The 14,399-nt window shown below is 69.6% G+C and carries 12 protein-coding genes; 7 read left to right on the top strand and 5 right to left on the bottom strand.

What is annotated here, in order from left to right:
* Positions 1-44: 44 nt before the first annotated feature.
* The 3 genes from AC3RCE_RS07550 to AC3RCE_RS07540 are packed head-to-tail and all read right to left on the bottom strand — an operon-like array spanning position 45 to position 7,675.
* Entirely contained in the window at positions 45-3,227 is a 3,183-nt protein-coding gene (locus tag AC3RCE_RS07550; protein WP_218341649.1) for an efflux RND transporter permease subunit, read from the bottom strand.
* Positions 3,224-6,328: an efflux RND transporter permease subunit gene (locus AC3RCE_RS07545; protein WP_218293823.1), complete on the bottom strand. Its 3,105-nt coding sequence runs from the start codon at positions 6,326-6,328 to the stop codon at positions 3,224-3,226. The genes AC3RCE_RS07550 and AC3RCE_RS07545 overlap by 4 nt, the downstream gene beginning before the upstream one ends.
* Positions 6,329-6,340: 12 nt before the next feature.
* Complete coding sequence (locus tag AC3RCE_RS07540) at positions 6,341-7,675, bottom strand: efflux RND transporter periplasmic adaptor subunit (protein WP_492254843.1); 1,335 nt, start codon at positions 7,673-7,675, stop codon at positions 6,341-6,343.
* 349 nt (positions 7,676-8,024) lie between these two features.
* On the opposite strand from AC3RCE_RS07540, the gene AC3RCE_RS07535 reads away from it, so the two are divergent.
* The 7 genes from AC3RCE_RS07535 to AC3RCE_RS07505 all read left to right on the top strand — a co-directional run bounded on the left by AC3RCE_RS07535 (position 8,025) and on the right by AC3RCE_RS07505 (position 12,893).
* Positions 8,025-8,435 carry a DUF2306 domain-containing protein gene (locus AC3RCE_RS07535; RefSeq protein ID WP_492245757.1) on the top strand — a complete coding sequence of 137 codons (411 nt, stop codon included), beginning with the start codon at positions 8,025-8,027 and terminating at the stop codon, positions 8,433-8,435.
* A gap of 50 nt (positions 8,436-8,485) precedes the next feature.
* Positions 8,486-9,058, top strand: coding sequence for a DUF6622 family protein (locus tag AC3RCE_RS07530; protein WP_218293820.1), 573 nt, complete (start codon positions 8,486-8,488; stop codon positions 9,056-9,058).
* A gap of 67 nt (positions 9,059-9,125) precedes the next feature.
* A complete protein-coding gene (locus AC3RCE_RS07525) occupies positions 9,126-9,419 on the top strand; it encodes a 2TM domain-containing protein (RefSeq protein ID WP_218293819.1) in 294 nt (97 codons plus the stop codon).
* Between the two features lie 10 nt (positions 9,420-9,429).
* Positions 9,430-10,503, top strand: coding sequence for an alpha/beta hydrolase family protein (locus AC3RCE_RS07520; RefSeq protein WP_492254842.1), 1,074 nt, complete (start codon positions 9,430-9,432; stop codon positions 10,501-10,503).
* 127 nt (positions 10,504-10,630) lie between these two features.
* The gene (locus AC3RCE_RS07515; protein ID WP_218293817.1) at positions 10,631-10,936 is read left to right on the top strand and encodes a 2TM domain-containing protein; all 306 of its coding nucleotides are present in this window, start codon (positions 10,631-10,633) and stop codon (positions 10,934-10,936) included.
* Between the two features lie 41 nt (positions 10,937-10,977).
* Positions 10,978-12,048, top strand: a complete 1,071-nt coding sequence (locus AC3RCE_RS07510; RefSeq protein WP_218293816.1) for a sensor histidine kinase — start codon at positions 10,978-10,980, stop codon at positions 12,046-12,048.
* Positions 12,045-12,893, top strand: a complete 849-nt coding sequence (locus AC3RCE_RS07505) for a LytR/AlgR family response regulator transcription factor (RefSeq protein WP_492254841.1) — start codon at positions 12,045-12,047, stop codon at positions 12,891-12,893. Before AC3RCE_RS07510 ends, AC3RCE_RS07505 begins: the two co-directional genes overlap by 4 nt.
* Before the next feature lie 21 nt (positions 12,894-12,914).
* On the opposite strand, the gene AC3RCE_RS07500 is transcribed toward AC3RCE_RS07505, so the two are convergent.
* Both AC3RCE_RS07500 and AC3RCE_RS07495 read right to left on the bottom strand, forming a co-directional pair.
* Entirely contained in the window at positions 12,915-13,547 is a 633-nt protein-coding gene (locus AC3RCE_RS07500; protein ID WP_369641858.1) for a LysE family translocator, read from the bottom strand.
* A 181-nt stretch (positions 13,548-13,728) separates the two neighbouring features.
* Positions 13,729-14,367, bottom strand: a complete 639-nt coding sequence (locus AC3RCE_RS07495; protein WP_255594526.1) for an ABC transporter ATP-binding protein — start codon at positions 14,365-14,367, stop codon at positions 13,729-13,731.
* Positions 14,368-14,399 lie beyond the last annotated feature (32 nt).

Below are 14,399 nucleotides of genomic sequence, written 5' to 3'. Positions count from 1 at the left end.
GCGCCGGGTGTGAGCGGGGCATGGAAATGTGTCATGGGCACCGATCAGGTGGCCGTGCCGGGGGCTCCGGCGCGGCTCAGGTGTTGTTCGTTGGGGGCGGGCGTGCGCAGCTTATCGAGCAGCACGTAGACCACCGGGGTGGTGAGCAGGGTCAGCAGCTGGCTGGCGATCAGCCCGCCGATGATCGCCACGCCCAGGGGCTGGCGCAGCTCGGACCCCTGGCCGAAGCCGATGGCCAGCGGCAAGGCGCCCAGCGCGGCGGCCATGGTGGTCATCAGGATGGGGCGAAAGCGCAGCACACAGGCCTCGCGCACGGCCTCCAGCGCCGTCAAGCCGCGGGCACGCTCGGCCTCCAGGGCAAAGTCGATGATCATGATGGCGTTCTTCTTCACGATCCCGATGAGAAGAAACACGCCGATGAGCGCGATGATGGTGAACTGCATGTTGAACAGCAGCAGGGCCAGCACGGCCCCCACCCCCGCCGAGGGCAGGGTGGTGAGCACGGTGACCGGATGGATCAGGCTTTCATACAGCACGCCCAGCACGATGTAGATCACCACGACGGCCGTGATGATCAGGAACGCCTGCTGCCCCTGGGATTGCTGCGCGCTCAGCGCCGTGCCCTGGAAGCTGCCACGCACATTGGTCGGCATGGCGATGTCGGCCTCCGCCTGCTCGATCACCTGGCGCGCCTGGCCCAGCGTGGTACCGGGGTCGATGTTGAACGAGATGGTGGTGGCCAGTTCACCGTCCTGGTGGCTGATGGAGGTGGGCGAGGCCCTTTCCACCACGCGCGCGATGGCGCTGAGCGGCACCATGGTGGAGGGCGTGGTGCTGATCACCTGCCCCGTGGACGCGCCGCGCTGTCCCGGGTTCGCCGCCGTCCCCGTGGCGCCGGTCGGGTTGGACGCCACGTAGATGTCCTTGAGCGCCGGCGGACCCCGCGTGTATTCGGGCGCCCACTCCATGATGACGGCGTACTGGTTGAGTTCGCCATAGATCGTGGCCACGGAGCGCTGGCCGAACGCGTTGTACAGCGCGTTGTCGACGGCCGATGAACTCACCCCCAGGCGCGAGGCACTGGCGCGGTCCACCTCCACATAGGTCTCCACGCCATTCTCCGCCTGGTCCGTGTCCACGTCCTTGAGCAGCGGTTCATCCTTGAGCCGCTCCGCCAGCTTGCCGGCCCATTGCTTGAGGTCCGCCATGTTGTCGCTCTTGAGCGTGTACTGGTAGGTGGAATTGCTGGAGCGCCCGCCCATCCGCAGGTCCTGCACCGGATTCAGGAACACGCGCAGCCCCGTGATCTGGTTGAGCTGCGGCCGCAGGCGCGCGATGACGGCCGGCGTGCTGTCCGTGCGCTGCGCCAGGGGCTTGAGATTCACGAACATGAAGCCGCCTCCAGCGCGGCTGCCCCCCGAGAAGCCCACCACGGTATCGACCGCTGGATCCTTGCGGATGATCTCCACGGCCTCGCGCAGCTTGCGCGCCAGCGCGTCGGACGAGATGCTCTGGTCGGCCCGCAGGCCCGCATTGAGCTGTCCGTTGTCCTGCTCGGGGAAGTACCCCTTGGGAATCTTGGCGAACAGGTACACGTTGAGCCCGATCACCGCCAGCAGGATGAGAACCACCAGCGCCTTGCTGGCCAGCGCCCAGTCCAGGCTGTGCTCGTAGCCGCGCAGCACGCCCTGGTAGCCGCGCTCGGCCCATCGCGCCAGGCGCGACGGCGGCTTGTCGCTGGCAGGATCATGCTCGCGCAGCAGCCACGCGCACATCATGGGCGTGGTGGTGAGCGAGATCACCAGCGAGATCATCACCGCCGCCGACAGCGTGATCGCGAACTCACGGAACAGCCGCCCCACCTGCCCGTCCATGAACAGCAGCGGAATGAACACCGCCACCAGCGACAGGCTGATCGAGAGCACGGTGAACCCCACTTCGCGCGCGCCGCGCAGCGCGGCCTCCATGCGGCCCATGCCGGCCTCGATGTGCCGCATGGTGTTTTCCAGCACCACGATGGCATCGTCCACCACGAAGCCGGTGGCCACCGTCAGCGCCATCAGGCTCAGGTTGTTCAGGCTGAAGCCCAGGAAATACATGACGCCGAAAGTGCCCAGCAGGGACACCACCGTGGCGACCGCCGGAATCACGGTGGCGCGCGCCTTGCGCAGAAAGAGGCCCACCACCAGCACCACGAGGGCGATGGACACCATCAGGGTGAGCTCGATCTCGTGCAGGGACGAACGGATGGAATTGGTGCTGTCAGACGCCACCGCCACCTGGATGTCCTGCGGCAACTGCGCCTGCAGATCGGGCAGCAGGGCGCGCACGGCATCCACGGTCTCGATGATGTTGGCGCCGGGCTGGCGCGTGACCAGCACGATGATGGCGGGCTCGCCATTGAACAGCCCCACGGTGCGCAGGTTCTCCACGCCATCCACCACGCGCGCCACATCCCCGAGCCGGACGGCGGCGTTGTTGCGCCAGGCGACGATCAGCGATTCGTACTCGGCGGCCTTGCGCGCGGGCGACGGCGTGTAGATCTGCAGCCGGCGGCCATCGCCCTCGATGGCGCCCTTGGGGCGGTTGGCGTTCGATGCCTGGATCGCCGCGCGCACATCCTCGGTGCTGATGCCGTAGCGGTTGAGCGCGAACGGCAGCAGCTCCACCCGCACGGCGGGCAGCGAGCCGCCACCGATCTCCACCTCGCCCACACCCTCCACCTGCGACAGGCGCTGGCTCACCACGTTGGAGACGGCATCGTAGATCTCGCCCGGCGTGCGGGTCTTGGACGTCAGCGCGAGGATGATGACGGGCGACGCCGCCGAGTTGCGCTTTCTGTAGGTGGGGTTGCTGCGCAGCGTGGCGGGCAGGTCGGCGCGGGCGGCGTTGATGGCGGCCTGCACCTCCCGCGCCGCCGCGTCGATATCGCGGTTCAGGTCGAACTGCAGGCTGACCCGCGCCGAGCCATTGGAACTGGACGAGGTCATTTCATTGACCCCCGCGATCACCCCCAGCCGCCGCTCCAGCGGCGTGGCCACGCTGGTGGCCATGGTCTCGGGGCTGGCCCCCGCCAGGCTGGCCGATACCGAAATGGCAGGATAGTCCACCTGCGGCAAAGGCGAGACCGGCAGCACGAAAAAAGCCGCGATCCCCGCCAGCGCCATGCCGATGGTGAGCAGCACGGTCGCGACCGGCCGCTCGACAAAGGGGCGCGACAGGTTCATGGCGCCTCTCCTGCCTGCAAGGGCGCCGCCGCCGTGCCCCTGCCCGTCCATCGGCGGCCCAGCCGGTCAAACGCCAGGTAGATCACCGGCGTGGTGAACAGCGTGAGCATCTGGCTCAGGATGAGCCCCCCGAAAATCGCGAGCCCGAGCGGGCGGCGCAGTTCGGCGCCCTCGCCCCAGCCCAGCATCAGCGGCAGCGCCGCGAACAGCGCCGCCAGGGTCGTCATGAGAATGGGCCGAAAGCGCAGCAGCGCGGCCTGGTGGATGGCCTGCTGCGGCGGCATGTTCTGGTGGCGTTCCGCGTCGATGGCGAAGTCGATCATCATGATCGCGTTCTTCTTGACGATGCCGATCAGCAGGATGATCCCGATGATGCCGATCACGCCCAGGTCGTTGCCCGACACCATGAGCGCCAGCAGCGCCCCCACCCCGGCAGATGGCAGCGTGGAGAGGATCGTCACGGGGTGGATGTAGCTTTCGTAGAGCACGCCCAGCACGATGTAGACGCACACCATCGCCGCCAGGATCAGCCACAGCTGGCTGGAGAGCGACTTTTCGTAGGCCCCCGCGGCACCCAGGAACTCCATCGACAGCCCCGGCGGCACACCGATTTCCTTGGCCGCGGCGCGGATCGCGTCCACCGCGCTGCCCAGGGACACGCCTTCGGCCTTGTCAAATCCCAGCGTCGCGGCCGGGTACTGGGCCACGCGCGTCACCTGCAGCGGAGCCAGCTGTTCCCGGATGGTGGCCACGGCCGCCAGCGGGGTCGGGGTGCCGGAGCCGGTGCGCAGCTGCAGCGTGCCAAGCGCCTCGGGCGTATTGAGCTGCTCCTGCTGCGCCTCCAGGATCACCCGGTACTGGTTGGTCTCGGTGAAGATCGTGGACACGATGCGCTGGCCAAACGCGCTGTACAGCGTGTCGTCCACGGTGCTGGCCGTGACCGACAGGCGCGACGCCGTGTTGCGGTCGATGTCCACATAGGCCGACAGGCCCTGCGCGCCCGCATCGGTGGTGGCATTGCGCACCTTGGGTTCGCTCTGCAGCCGCTCGACCAGCTTGCGCGTCCAGTCGTTGACCTGCGCGGAATCCACGCCGCCGATGGATACGCGGTACTCGGTCGGCCCCGTCTCCGCGTCGATCGTCAGGTCCTGCGTGGGCTGCAGGTACAGCGTGACCCCCGCCACCGCCTGAACCCGCTCGCGCAGCCGCAGCATGATCGCCTCCTGCGCGTCGCGCCGGGGCTGGAGGTTGATCAGCATGCGCCCGGCGTTGAGCATGGTGTTGTTGGCGGCATCCACGCCCACGAAAGAGCTGAGCGACAACACGTCCGGGTCCTGCAGGATGGCGCGCACGGCCGCCTGCTGGAGTTCGCTCATGCGGTCGTACGAAACGTCCTGCGAGGCCTCGATGCGCGCCTGCAGCTGGCCGGTGTCCTGCGTGGGAAACAGGCCCTTCGGAATCACCACATACAGCAGGGCCGTGAGCGCCAGCGTGAGCACCGCCACCGCCAGGGTCACGCCCTGGTGGCGCAGCACCCACTGCAGCCAGCGGTCGTAGCCCGCGATCACCCGCTCGAACCCCCGGTTGATGCGCCCCGCCATCCCCCGGGGGCCGCCCACGGGTTCGGCACGCAGCCAGCGCGCGGCCATCATGGGCACCAGCGTGAGCGACACGATGCCGGAGATGAGGATGGTGATGGCGAGCGTGACCGCGAATTCGCGGAACAGGCGGCCGACCACATCGCTCATGAACAGCAGCGGGATGAGCACCGCGATCAGCGACACGGTCAGCGAGATGATGGTGAAGCCGATCTGCGTGGCGCCCTTGAGCGCGGCCTGGAACGGCGGCTCGCCCTCCTCCAGGTAGCGCGCGATGTTCTCGATCATCACGATGGCATCGTCCACCACGAAGCCGGTGGCGATGGTCAGCGCCATCAGGCTCAGGTTGTTGAGGCTGTAGCCCAGCAGGTACATCACCCCGCAGGTGCCGATGAGCGAGATGGGCACCGCCAGGCTGGCGATGACCGTGGCCCGCAGGCTGTGCAGGAAGAAGAAGATCACCAGCACGACCATGAGCACGGCCAGGACCAGCTCCATCTCCACATGGTGCACCGAGGCGCGGATGCCCGTGGTGCGGTCGGACAGCACCTGGACCTTGAGCGACGCGGGCAGGCCCGCCTGCAGCTCGGGCAGCAGCTTCTTGATGTTGTCCACCGTGGCGATCACGTTGGCGCCCGGTTGGCGCTGCACGTTCAGGATGATGGCCGGGGTCTCGTTGGCCCAGGCGCCCAGGCGGTTGTTCTCGGCGCTGTCGACCACGCGCGCCACCTCCAGCATGCGCACCGGCGCGCCGTTGCGCCAGGACACGATGAGGTTCTTGTAGTCGTCCACCGTCAGCAGCTGGTCGTTGGCGTTGATGGTGTAGGAGCGCTGCGGCCCGTCGAAACTGCCCTTGGCGCTGTTGGCATTGGCCGAGGTGATGGCCGTGCGCAGGGTATCGAGGCCAATGCCGTACGACGCCAGCGCCTTGCTGTCGGCCTGGATGCGCACCGCGGGGCGCTGCCCGCCCGCCAGCGACACCAGCCCCACGCCACTGACCTGGCTGATCTTCTGCGCCAGGCGGGTGTTGACCAGGTTCTGCACCTCGGTCAGCGGCAGCGTGTCCGAGCTGATGGCCAGCGTGAGCACCGGCGCATCGGCGGGGTTCACCTTGGCATACACCGGCGGCGCGGGCAAGTCGGCGGGCAGCAGCGAGTTGCCGGCGTTGATGGCCGCCTGCACCTCCTGCTCGGCCACGTCCAGCGCCAGGCCCAGGCCGAACTGCAGGGTGATGATGGACACGCCCGAGGCGCTGGTCGAGGCCATGCGCTCCAGCCCCGGCATCTGGCCGAACTGCCGCTCCAGCGGCGCGCTCACGGTGCGGCTCATCACTTCGGGACTTGCGCCCGGGTACAGCGTCTGGACCTGGATGGTGGGGTAGTCCACCTCGGGCAGGGCGGACAGCGGCAGGAAGCGGAAACCCAGCAGCCCGGCGAGCACGATGGCCACCATCAGGAGCGCGGTGGCCACGGGCCTTTCGATGAAGGGACGTGAAGGACTCATGCTGGTGGCGGCTCAGGGGTTCTGCGCGGGGCGCTGGCGGCGCTGCTGACCTTCACCGGAGGCACCGCCACGCGGCCCGCTCGCTCCCGAGCGGGGCCCGCTGGCGCCCGGGCGGGGGCCGCGCGCGGCCGCCGGGGCACCGGGCAGCTGCACGGCCATGCCGTCCTGCAGGCGGTCCCCGCCCTCGGTCACCACGCGTTCGCCCTCCCGGAGCCCTTCGGCGATGGCCATGAGCCCCACGGTCGCCTGGCCGCGCTTGACCTTGCGCAGGGACACGGTGCGGTCTTCGTTGATGACATAGACATAGTCGCCATTGGCGCCCGTGCGCACGGCCGTCACCGGGACCACCACCGCGGGCACGTTGCGCAGCAGCAGCTGCACGTTCACGAACTGGTTGGGAAAAAGCGCCCCCGCCGCGTTCTCGAAGCGCGCCTTGGCCTTGACGGTACCTGTGGTGGTGTCCACCTGGTTGTCCAGCGTGGAAAAAAGGCCCTTGTCGAGTTCGACCTTGCGCGTGCGGTCCAGTGCCGTCACGGCCAGCGTGGGCGCCGCGCCCTGCGCCGCCCGGACATCGCCCACGCGGTCCTGCGGGACCGAGAACTGCACGTCGATCGGGGCCACCTGGGTGATGGTGGCGATGCCCGCCGCGTCGCCCGATGTCACATAGTTGCCCGCATCCACCGTGCGCAGCCCGATGCGGCCCGTGGCGGGCGAGGTGATGCGCGTGTAGTCCAGGTTCAGGCGCGCCGTGCCTTCCTGGGCCTTGTCGGTCATCACCGTGCCTTCAAGCTGCTTGACCAGCGCGGCCTGCGTGTCCACGTCCTGGCGGGCGATGGAGTCCTGCGACAGCAGGGTGCGGTAGCGCTCCAGCGTGAGGCGCGCATTCTCCAGCTGGGCCTCGTCCCGCTGCCGGGTGCCCTGGGCCTGCATCAGCGCCTGCTCGAAGGGCCTGGGGTCGATCTGCGCCAGCACCTGCCCCTTCTTGACCATCTGGCCCTCGGTGAAAAGCACCTGCGTGAGCATGCCCGACACCTGGGGCCGCAGCGTGACGGTGGTGGCGGGGATCACGGTGCCCAGCGCGTCGATGACCACGGGCAGCTCCGCCCTGCGCGCCACCGCGTCGCCCACGGTGACCATGGGGCGCCCGCCCCCGGGCATGCCCCGGCCGGGCCCGGCGCCCTGCTCGCCGCCGGAACGCTGGACGAGGTACCAGGCAGCCCCGCCGACAAGGCCCACCAGCACCAGGGCCAGCAGGCTGCCCACCCATCGCGAGCGCCGGGGCGGTGGGGCCGCGGGGGCGGGCGGAATGGCCGATGGCGGGGGCGCGTTGACGTCTTGCGGGTTCATGGCGGTCCTGATTCGTGTTCTTGGGCTGCGGGCCGGACTGGGGGAATGGCAACAGGCGGCGGCGGGGATCGCGCCATGCCTGATCGTAGAGAGTCAATTCAAGCTTTGCCTTGAACGCTGTGCGAAGAAAAGTAAACCTGGGAGGCCGGGCGCCAGGGCACCTTCCGTTCCGGGCGGGCGGCGTCCCCACATTCCCCGGAGTTTGCATGAAATCGGGGGCCCAAGGCCCTGCAGGCCGCACCGCCATCCTGCATTTCGCGGCAGCCAGGCCGCGTTTCGTCGCAAGGCGCTGGCGGCCCCGGGCGGGCGGCGGCACAGTCCGCTCCATCGAACGCGCCAGGAGCACCCCATGCAACTCACCCCCGTCATCGCCATCCACCTCGCCGCCGCCCTCGCCGCCACGGCCATCGGCCCCCTCGCCCTGTGGGCGCGCAAGGGCGCCACCCAGCGCCCCCGCCTGCACCGCGCCGCCGGATATGCCTGGGTCACCCTCATGGTGGCCACCGCGGTCTCCGCCATCTTCATCAGCGGCGGCAATGGTCCCCGCTGGGGGAGCTTCGGGCTCATCCACCTGCTGATCCCGGTGACGCTGGGGATGCTGGTGCTGTCCTTCATCTACCTGGCCCGGCGCAACATCGCCGGCCACCGCGTGGTCATGCAGCGCATCTACATCGGCGCCTGCATCGTCGCAGGCGGCTTCACCCTGTTGCCCGGGCGTTTTCTGGGGCACTCGCTCTGGAGCCAGCTGGGCCTGCTCTGACCCCGCCCCTTTCCAGCCCCCACATCCCCTCCACACCAAGGAACCACACCATGCTGCTCAATGTGATTGTTCACCAGCCCCAGGCACTGATCCAGATCGTCACGCACACTCCCTACTGGGTCTGGGGCCTGCTGGCCGCCCTCGTGGGGCTGGGGGCCAGCCAGCTGTGCGACCGCACCGCCAGCCTGCGCCGGACCCTGCTCATGCCCGTGGGCATGGCCATCTTCTCCGTGGCGGGCGTCGTGTCGGCGTTTGGCGGCGCGGGCCAGACGGCGGCGCAGGCGGTCGGCGCCTGGCTCGTGGCCGCGGTGCTGATCGGCGCGCTGGCCCTGTGGTTCCAGCCCACCGCGCCGGCCGGCACGCTCTACGCGGCCTCCTCGCGCAGCTTCCACGTTCCGGGCAGCGCGATGCCGCTGGCGCTGATCATCGGCATCTTCCTGACCAAGTACTTCGTGGGCGCCGAGCTGGCCCTGCAGCCGTCCCTGGCCCGGGACGGCGCGTTCGCCCTGCAGATCTCCGCCCTCTACGGCGTGTTCAACGGCCTGTTTGCCGCCCGGGCACTGCGTCTGTGGCGCCTGGCGCAGCACAGCGCGGTCTTCGGCGCCTCGCCGGTGGGCACCTGAACCCCGGCCATGCCCGTTGCCTGCCCTCCCCTTCCCTGCCTTGCCTGACTGTTTAGGAGAACCCGCCATGCGCCAAGAACCGACCTTCAACGACCCCATCGAACGCCTGGCCCGCAAACGCGCCGGCGCCAAGCTGGGCTGGTACATGCACGCCAGCGTCTATCTTCTGGTCAACCTGCTGCTCGTCACGCTGTCCGCCAGCAGCGGCCGCCACTGGGCCGTCTACCCCGCGCTGGGCTGGGGCATCGGCCTGGCCGTGCACGGCATCGTGGTGTTTCTGCTGGCTGGTGGGTCCGGCCTGCACGAGCGCATGGTGCAGGCCGAGCGCGACCGCATTGCCCAGAACCACAACCCATCCTGAGCGAGGCTCCATGAAACAGCTGCACACCCACCACCACGTTTTCCTGATCCTGGCGGGCCTGCTCGCCGTGTGCGCCAGCCTGGCGCAGGCGGGTACGGGCCTCATGGAGATTCCGGGCATGCAGGGCGACGGCCCCGTCACCGTGTACTACCCCAGCAGCGCACCCGACGAGGCACTGCAGCGCGGCCCCTTCAGCCTCCAGGCGGCCTGGCAAGGCGCTCCGGTGGCGGGCAACGGCCGGCTGGTCGTGGTGTCGCACGGCTCCGGCGGCAACCCGTGGGTGCACTCGGACCTGGCGCGCGCCCTGGTGGGCGCGGGCTTCGTGGTGGCCCTGCCCGAACACGCCGGCGACAACGCGAAAGACCCGTCGACCCCCGGCCCCGAAAGCTGGAAGCGGCGCCCGGCCGAGGTCTCGCGCGCCATCGACGCCATCGCCAAGGACGCGGCCCTGGCGCCCCTGCTGTCGCTGGACCGGGTGGGCATGTACGGCATGTCCGCCGGCGGCCACACCGCCCTCAGCCTGGCTGGCGGACGCTGGTCGCCCGCCTTGTTCCGGCAGCACTGCGAAGCCCACATCGCGGACGACTTCGCGACCTGCGTGGGGCTTGCCACCGAACTCAAGGGCAACCTCCTCGACGGCGTGAAGAAGGCCGTGGCGCTGGGCGTCATCCGCCAGCGTTTTGACGACGCCGCCTGGCAGGCCCATGGCGAACCGCGCATCGCGGCCGTGGTGGCGGGGGTGCCGGCCGCGGCGGATTTCGACATGGAGTCACTGGCCAGGCCGCGCGTGCCCCTGGCGCTGATCACCTCCGGGCACGACCTGTGGCTGGTGCCCCGCTTTCACAGCGACCGTGTGCTCCAGGCCTGCGCCGACCGCTGCACCCTGCTGGCCGCCCTGCCCGACGCCGGCCACGGCGCGCTGCTCTCCCCACCGCCGCCCCGGGACCGGATGTCCGCGCTGGCGGCGCGGCTGCTGGGCGACCCGCCGGGCTTCGACCGCAGCCAGATGCACGCTGTCGACCTGCGGATCGTGCGCTACTTCGAGCAGCACCTGCTGCCGCTGCCGCGCCGTGGCGCTCCGTGACCGCATGACGCGGCACACCGGCGTGAACCACATCGGCCTCACGCTGAACGCGCTGGCCGTGCGCACCATCGCCCACGCCTGCCAGGGCTGAGCCCGCGCGGCGCCCGCCTAGAATCGACCCCTCACCATGCCCCAACCCATGACCCCCGACGACATCGAACAACTGGCCCGCCGGCGCGCTGGCGCCAAGCTGGGCTGGTATGTGCACGCCGCCGCCTTCGTCGTGGTCAACCTGGTGCTGTTCAGCCTGTCGCGCTACGGCTTCGGCAACCGGCCGTGGTCGGTGTTCCCGCTGCTGGGCTGGGGCCTGGGGCTGGCGCTGCACGGCATCTCGGTGTTCGTGCTGGGCACCGGCAGCGGCCTGCGCGAGCGCATGGTGCAAAAGGAGCGCGAGCGGCTTTTGCGCGACCAGCAAGAGCGCAACCAGCGCTAGGCCCCACGGCCTGCGCCTTCGACCACCACGCCCGCGCCGCCATGAAAATCGACTGGATCGAGAAGTTGCAGCACCTGCTGCAGGTGCTGGCCTTCTGCCTGGCCATCGCGGCCCTGCAGTACGCCTTCCAGCCCGAGAAGGCCTACGACATCCCGGCCCGCTACTCGCTGGCCATCGGCTCGCTGACCTGGGCGCTGATCGACTTCGGCCGGCACCTGTTTCCGTCCAGCAAGGAGACGGGCTGGCCCACGGGCCTGTCCGGGTTCCTGCTGCCGTTTGCCAGCATCGTGCTGGGCTACCTGGGCGGCACGCTGCTGGGCGACTGGTGGTGCGGCAGCTCGTCGTGGGACCAGGGTGGCCGTGCGCAGCTGCGCATCTCCATCGGCATCACCGTGGTGGCGGGGTTCCTGGGCACCTACTACTTCTACACCAAGAGCAAAAGCGCCTGGCTGCTGGCCAAGGTCAACGAGGTGCGCAGCCAGGCGAGCGAAGCGCAGCTCAAGCTGCTGGAAACGCAGCTCGAACCCCACATGCTGTTCAACACCCTGGCCAACCTGCGCATGCTGATCGGCACCGACCCGGCCCGCGCGCAGGAGATGCTGGACCGCATGATCGGCTACCTGCGCGCCACGCTCAGCGCCTCGCGCAGCACCCAACACCGGCTGGAGAACGAGTTCGAGCGCCTGCGTGACTACCTGGAGCTGATGGCGGTGCGCATGGGCCCGCGCCTGGCCTACACGCTGGACCTGCCCGACGCGCTGCGCGATGTGCCCGTGCCGCCGCTGCTGCTGCAGCCCCTGGTGGAAAACGCCATCCGCCACGGGTTGGAGCCGCAGGTCGAGGGCGGGCACATCACCGTGCGTGCCAGCACGCGGCAGAGTGACAGCGGGCCGCTATTGGTGCTGGAGGTGACCGACACCGGCGCGGGCCTGCCCGACACCCTGCCCACCCCGGGGCCGGGGCAGAGCTTTGGCCTGGCCCAGGCGCGTGAGCGGCTGGCCACACTGCACGGAACGGCGGGTACTCTGAAATTGATAGCTGGCAGCGCTGGCGGGACAAGCGCTACGGTCACTTTTCCCTTGAAATCGAGCCCGTCGACCACCACCCCATGACCCAGCCTGCCGTGCGCGCCCTGATTGCTGAAGACGAACCCCTGCTCGCCGCCGCGCTGCAGCAAGAGCTGGCCCGGGCCTGGCCCGGGCTGCAGGTCGTGGCCACCGTGGGCGACGGTCTGTCCGCCGTGCGCCAGGCCCTGGCGCTGCAGCCGGACGTGCTGTTCTTCGACATCCGCATGCCCGGCCAGAGCGGGCTGGACGCGGCCGTGGAACTGGCCGACGCCTGGCCAACGGAAGGCCCCGCGGGCCGCCCCTTCCCGGCGCTGGTGTTCGTGACCGCCTACGACCAGTACGCGGTGCAGGCGTTCGAAGCGCAGGCGGTGGACTACCTGCTCAAGCCCGTGCAGGCCGCGCGGCTGCAAAAAACAGTGCAGAAACTGCAGCTGGCGCTTGCCAGCAAAGCGCCAGCCGCTATTGATTTTGAAGCAACCATGGCGCAACTGCGGCATTTGCTGGTGGCGCCGGGGGTGGCGGCCCCCGTTGCCGCAGCTGCGCCCGCTGCACCGGCGACGGGCACGCCGCTCACGCTCATCCAGGCCAGCAGCGGCAGCCAGATCCACATGGTGCCGGTGGCCGACGTGCTGTATTTCGAGGCGGCCGACAAGTACGTGCGGGTGCTGACCGCAGCGCGTGAGTACCTGATCCGCACCCCGCTCAAGGACCTGATCGGCCAGCTCGACACCCAGGTGTTCTGGCAGATCCACCGCAGCACGCTGGTGCGCGCCAGTTGCATCACCACCGTGACCCGCGACGAGGCGGGCAAGCTGCACCTGGAGCTGGCCGGACGACCCGAGAAGCTGCCCGTGAGCCGCCTCTACGCCCACCTGTTCAAGGCGATGTAGCGGCGCGCCCGCGCCCCGGTGTCAGCGATTGGTGGCCAGCAGCAGGCCGCCCGCCCCCATGAAGAAACCGCCCGTGGCCTTGTTCAGCCGGACCACGCCGCGCGAAGTGCGGATGAAGCGGCGGATCTGGCGCCCGCCGGCGGCATACACGGCCGTGGAGACGAACTCCGCCGCCAGGTACACGGCGCCCAGCACCACGAACTGGCGCACGGCCGGCTGGCTCGGGTCGATGAACTGCGGGAAGATCGCCGCGAACAGGATGATGGCCTTGGGGTTGGTGATGCCCAGCAGGAACTCCTGGGTGATGAGCGCCTTCAGCCGCACCGGGGCGCCGGAGGATTTCACGTCGCCGCCCTCGACCACCTCCAGCCCGCTGAACTCACGGCTGCGCCATGCCTTCCAGCCCAGCCAGAAGAGGTAGCAGGCGCCCACCCACTTGACGACCGTGAACGCCATCTCGGATGCCAGCAGCATCGCCCCCAGGCCCACGGCCGAGATGGCCAGGAAGATGGCGAACGCCGCCACCCGCCCCAGCGTGGCCACCAGCGCCGCGCCGATGCCCGCGCGGATGCCGTTGTTGAGGCCGCAGAAGTTGTTGGGGCCGGGCGTGAGCGCAATGGCCACGGCCACCGGGGCGAAGAGGAGCGCGTCCATGGGGTGTCCTTCAAGAGAAATGGGCAGGCAGGGTCGCCCAGTTTAGGGCTGTCAGCACTATTTTTGCTGGCATCGCAACCCGAAGGGGAGGCCGCCCACTGCATCCCATCCAGGCCACTCGTCGTTGCGTTCCTAGCCAAGGCCCCGGCCTTGGCACTGGCGAAAACAGTGTTGACAGGCCCTAGCGAGGCCGGGCCAATGTCGCCACGCTGTCCCAGGGCACGCCCGGCAGCGCCTCGTAGTGCGCCACCACCACCAGCCGCGCCGGCTGGCGCGCGGCTTCGGCCAGGGCCTGGCCGAGGTAGCTGACCGAAGGCTTGTCGAGCCCCGCCACCGGCTCGTCGATGAGCGTGAGCGCGGCCCCGCTGGCCAGCGCGGCGGCCATCAGCGCCTTGCGCCGGCTGCCGGTGGACAAGGCAAAAAAAGGCTTGTCCAGATGAGGTTCCAGCGAGAACCCCTCCACATGCGCCGCCAGGGCGGCGGCGTCCCACCGCGCGCAGTGCGCAGGCAGGCTGCCCAGCCACTGGCGCACCGTGAGCGGGTCCAGCGCCGTGGCGCGCGGGTCCTGCCAGAACACCTGCGCGCGCCAGGCCGCGGCAGGCACCGCCCCCCGACGCACGCCGCGCAGCGTGATATCGCCCGCCTGGGGCGCCAGCTCACCCGCCAGCACGCGCAGCAGCGTGGTCTTGCCCGTGCTCTCGTCGCCCTGCACCAGCGCCAGCCCCGCGGGCCATGCGAGGCTGAAGCCCTCCAGCACCGCGCACTCCGGGTAGGCAAACCGCAACCCCTGCACCTGCAACACCACGCTGTCGGCCACCATGCATCCTTGCGAAAAGAAGAAAAGAGGGGATT

Source organism: Acidovorax sp. GW823-FHT05D11 (assembly GCF_058795695.1).
Note: the sequence above shows the minus strand (reverse complement) of the source record. Positions and strands in the feature narration are given on the sequence as shown.

What these genes read in the sequence shown, in the direction of transcription:
- AC3RCE_RS07550 (WP_218341649.1), bottom strand. Translation starts at nt 3,227, where the DNA reads ATGAACCTGTCGCGCCCCTTTGTCGAGCGGCCGGTCGCGACCGTGCTG.
- AC3RCE_RS07545 (WP_218293823.1), bottom strand. Translation starts at nt 6,328, where the DNA reads ATGAGTCCTTCACGTCCCTTCATCGAAAGGCCCGTGGCCACCGCGCTC.
- AC3RCE_RS07540 (WP_492254843.1), bottom strand. Translation starts at nt 7,675, where the DNA reads ATGAACCCGCAAGACGTCAACGCGCCCCCGCCATCGGCCATTCCGCCC.
- AC3RCE_RS07535 (WP_492245757.1), top strand. Translation starts at nt 8,025, where the DNA reads ATGCAACTCACCCCCGTCATCGCCATCCACCTCGCCGCCGCCCTCGCC.
- AC3RCE_RS07530 (WP_218293820.1), top strand. Translation starts at nt 8,486, where the DNA reads ATGCTGCTCAATGTGATTGTTCACCAGCCCCAGGCACTGATCCAGATC.
- AC3RCE_RS07525 (WP_218293819.1), top strand. Translation starts at nt 9,126, where the DNA reads ATGCGCCAAGAACCGACCTTCAACGACCCCATCGAACGCCTGGCCCGC.
- AC3RCE_RS07520 (WP_492254842.1), top strand. Translation starts at nt 9,430, where the DNA reads ATGAAACAGCTGCACACCCACCACCACGTTTTCCTGATCCTGGCGGGC.
- AC3RCE_RS07515 (WP_218293817.1), top strand. Translation starts at nt 10,631, where the DNA reads ATGCCCCAACCCATGACCCCCGACGACATCGAACAACTGGCCCGCCGG.
- AC3RCE_RS07510 (WP_218293816.1), top strand. Translation starts at nt 10,978, where the DNA reads ATGAAAATCGACTGGATCGAGAAGTTGCAGCACCTGCTGCAGGTGCTG.
- AC3RCE_RS07505 (WP_492254841.1), top strand. Translation starts at nt 12,045, where the DNA reads ATGACCCAGCCTGCCGTGCGCGCCCTGATTGCTGAAGACGAACCCCTG.
- AC3RCE_RS07500 (WP_369641858.1), bottom strand. Translation starts at nt 13,547, where the DNA reads ATGGACGCGCTCCTCTTCGCCCCGGTGGCCGTGGCCATTGCGCTCACG.
- AC3RCE_RS07495 (WP_255594526.1), bottom strand. Translation starts at nt 14,367, where the DNA reads ATGGTGGCCGACAGCGTGGTGTTGCAGGTGCAGGGGTTGCGGTTTGCC.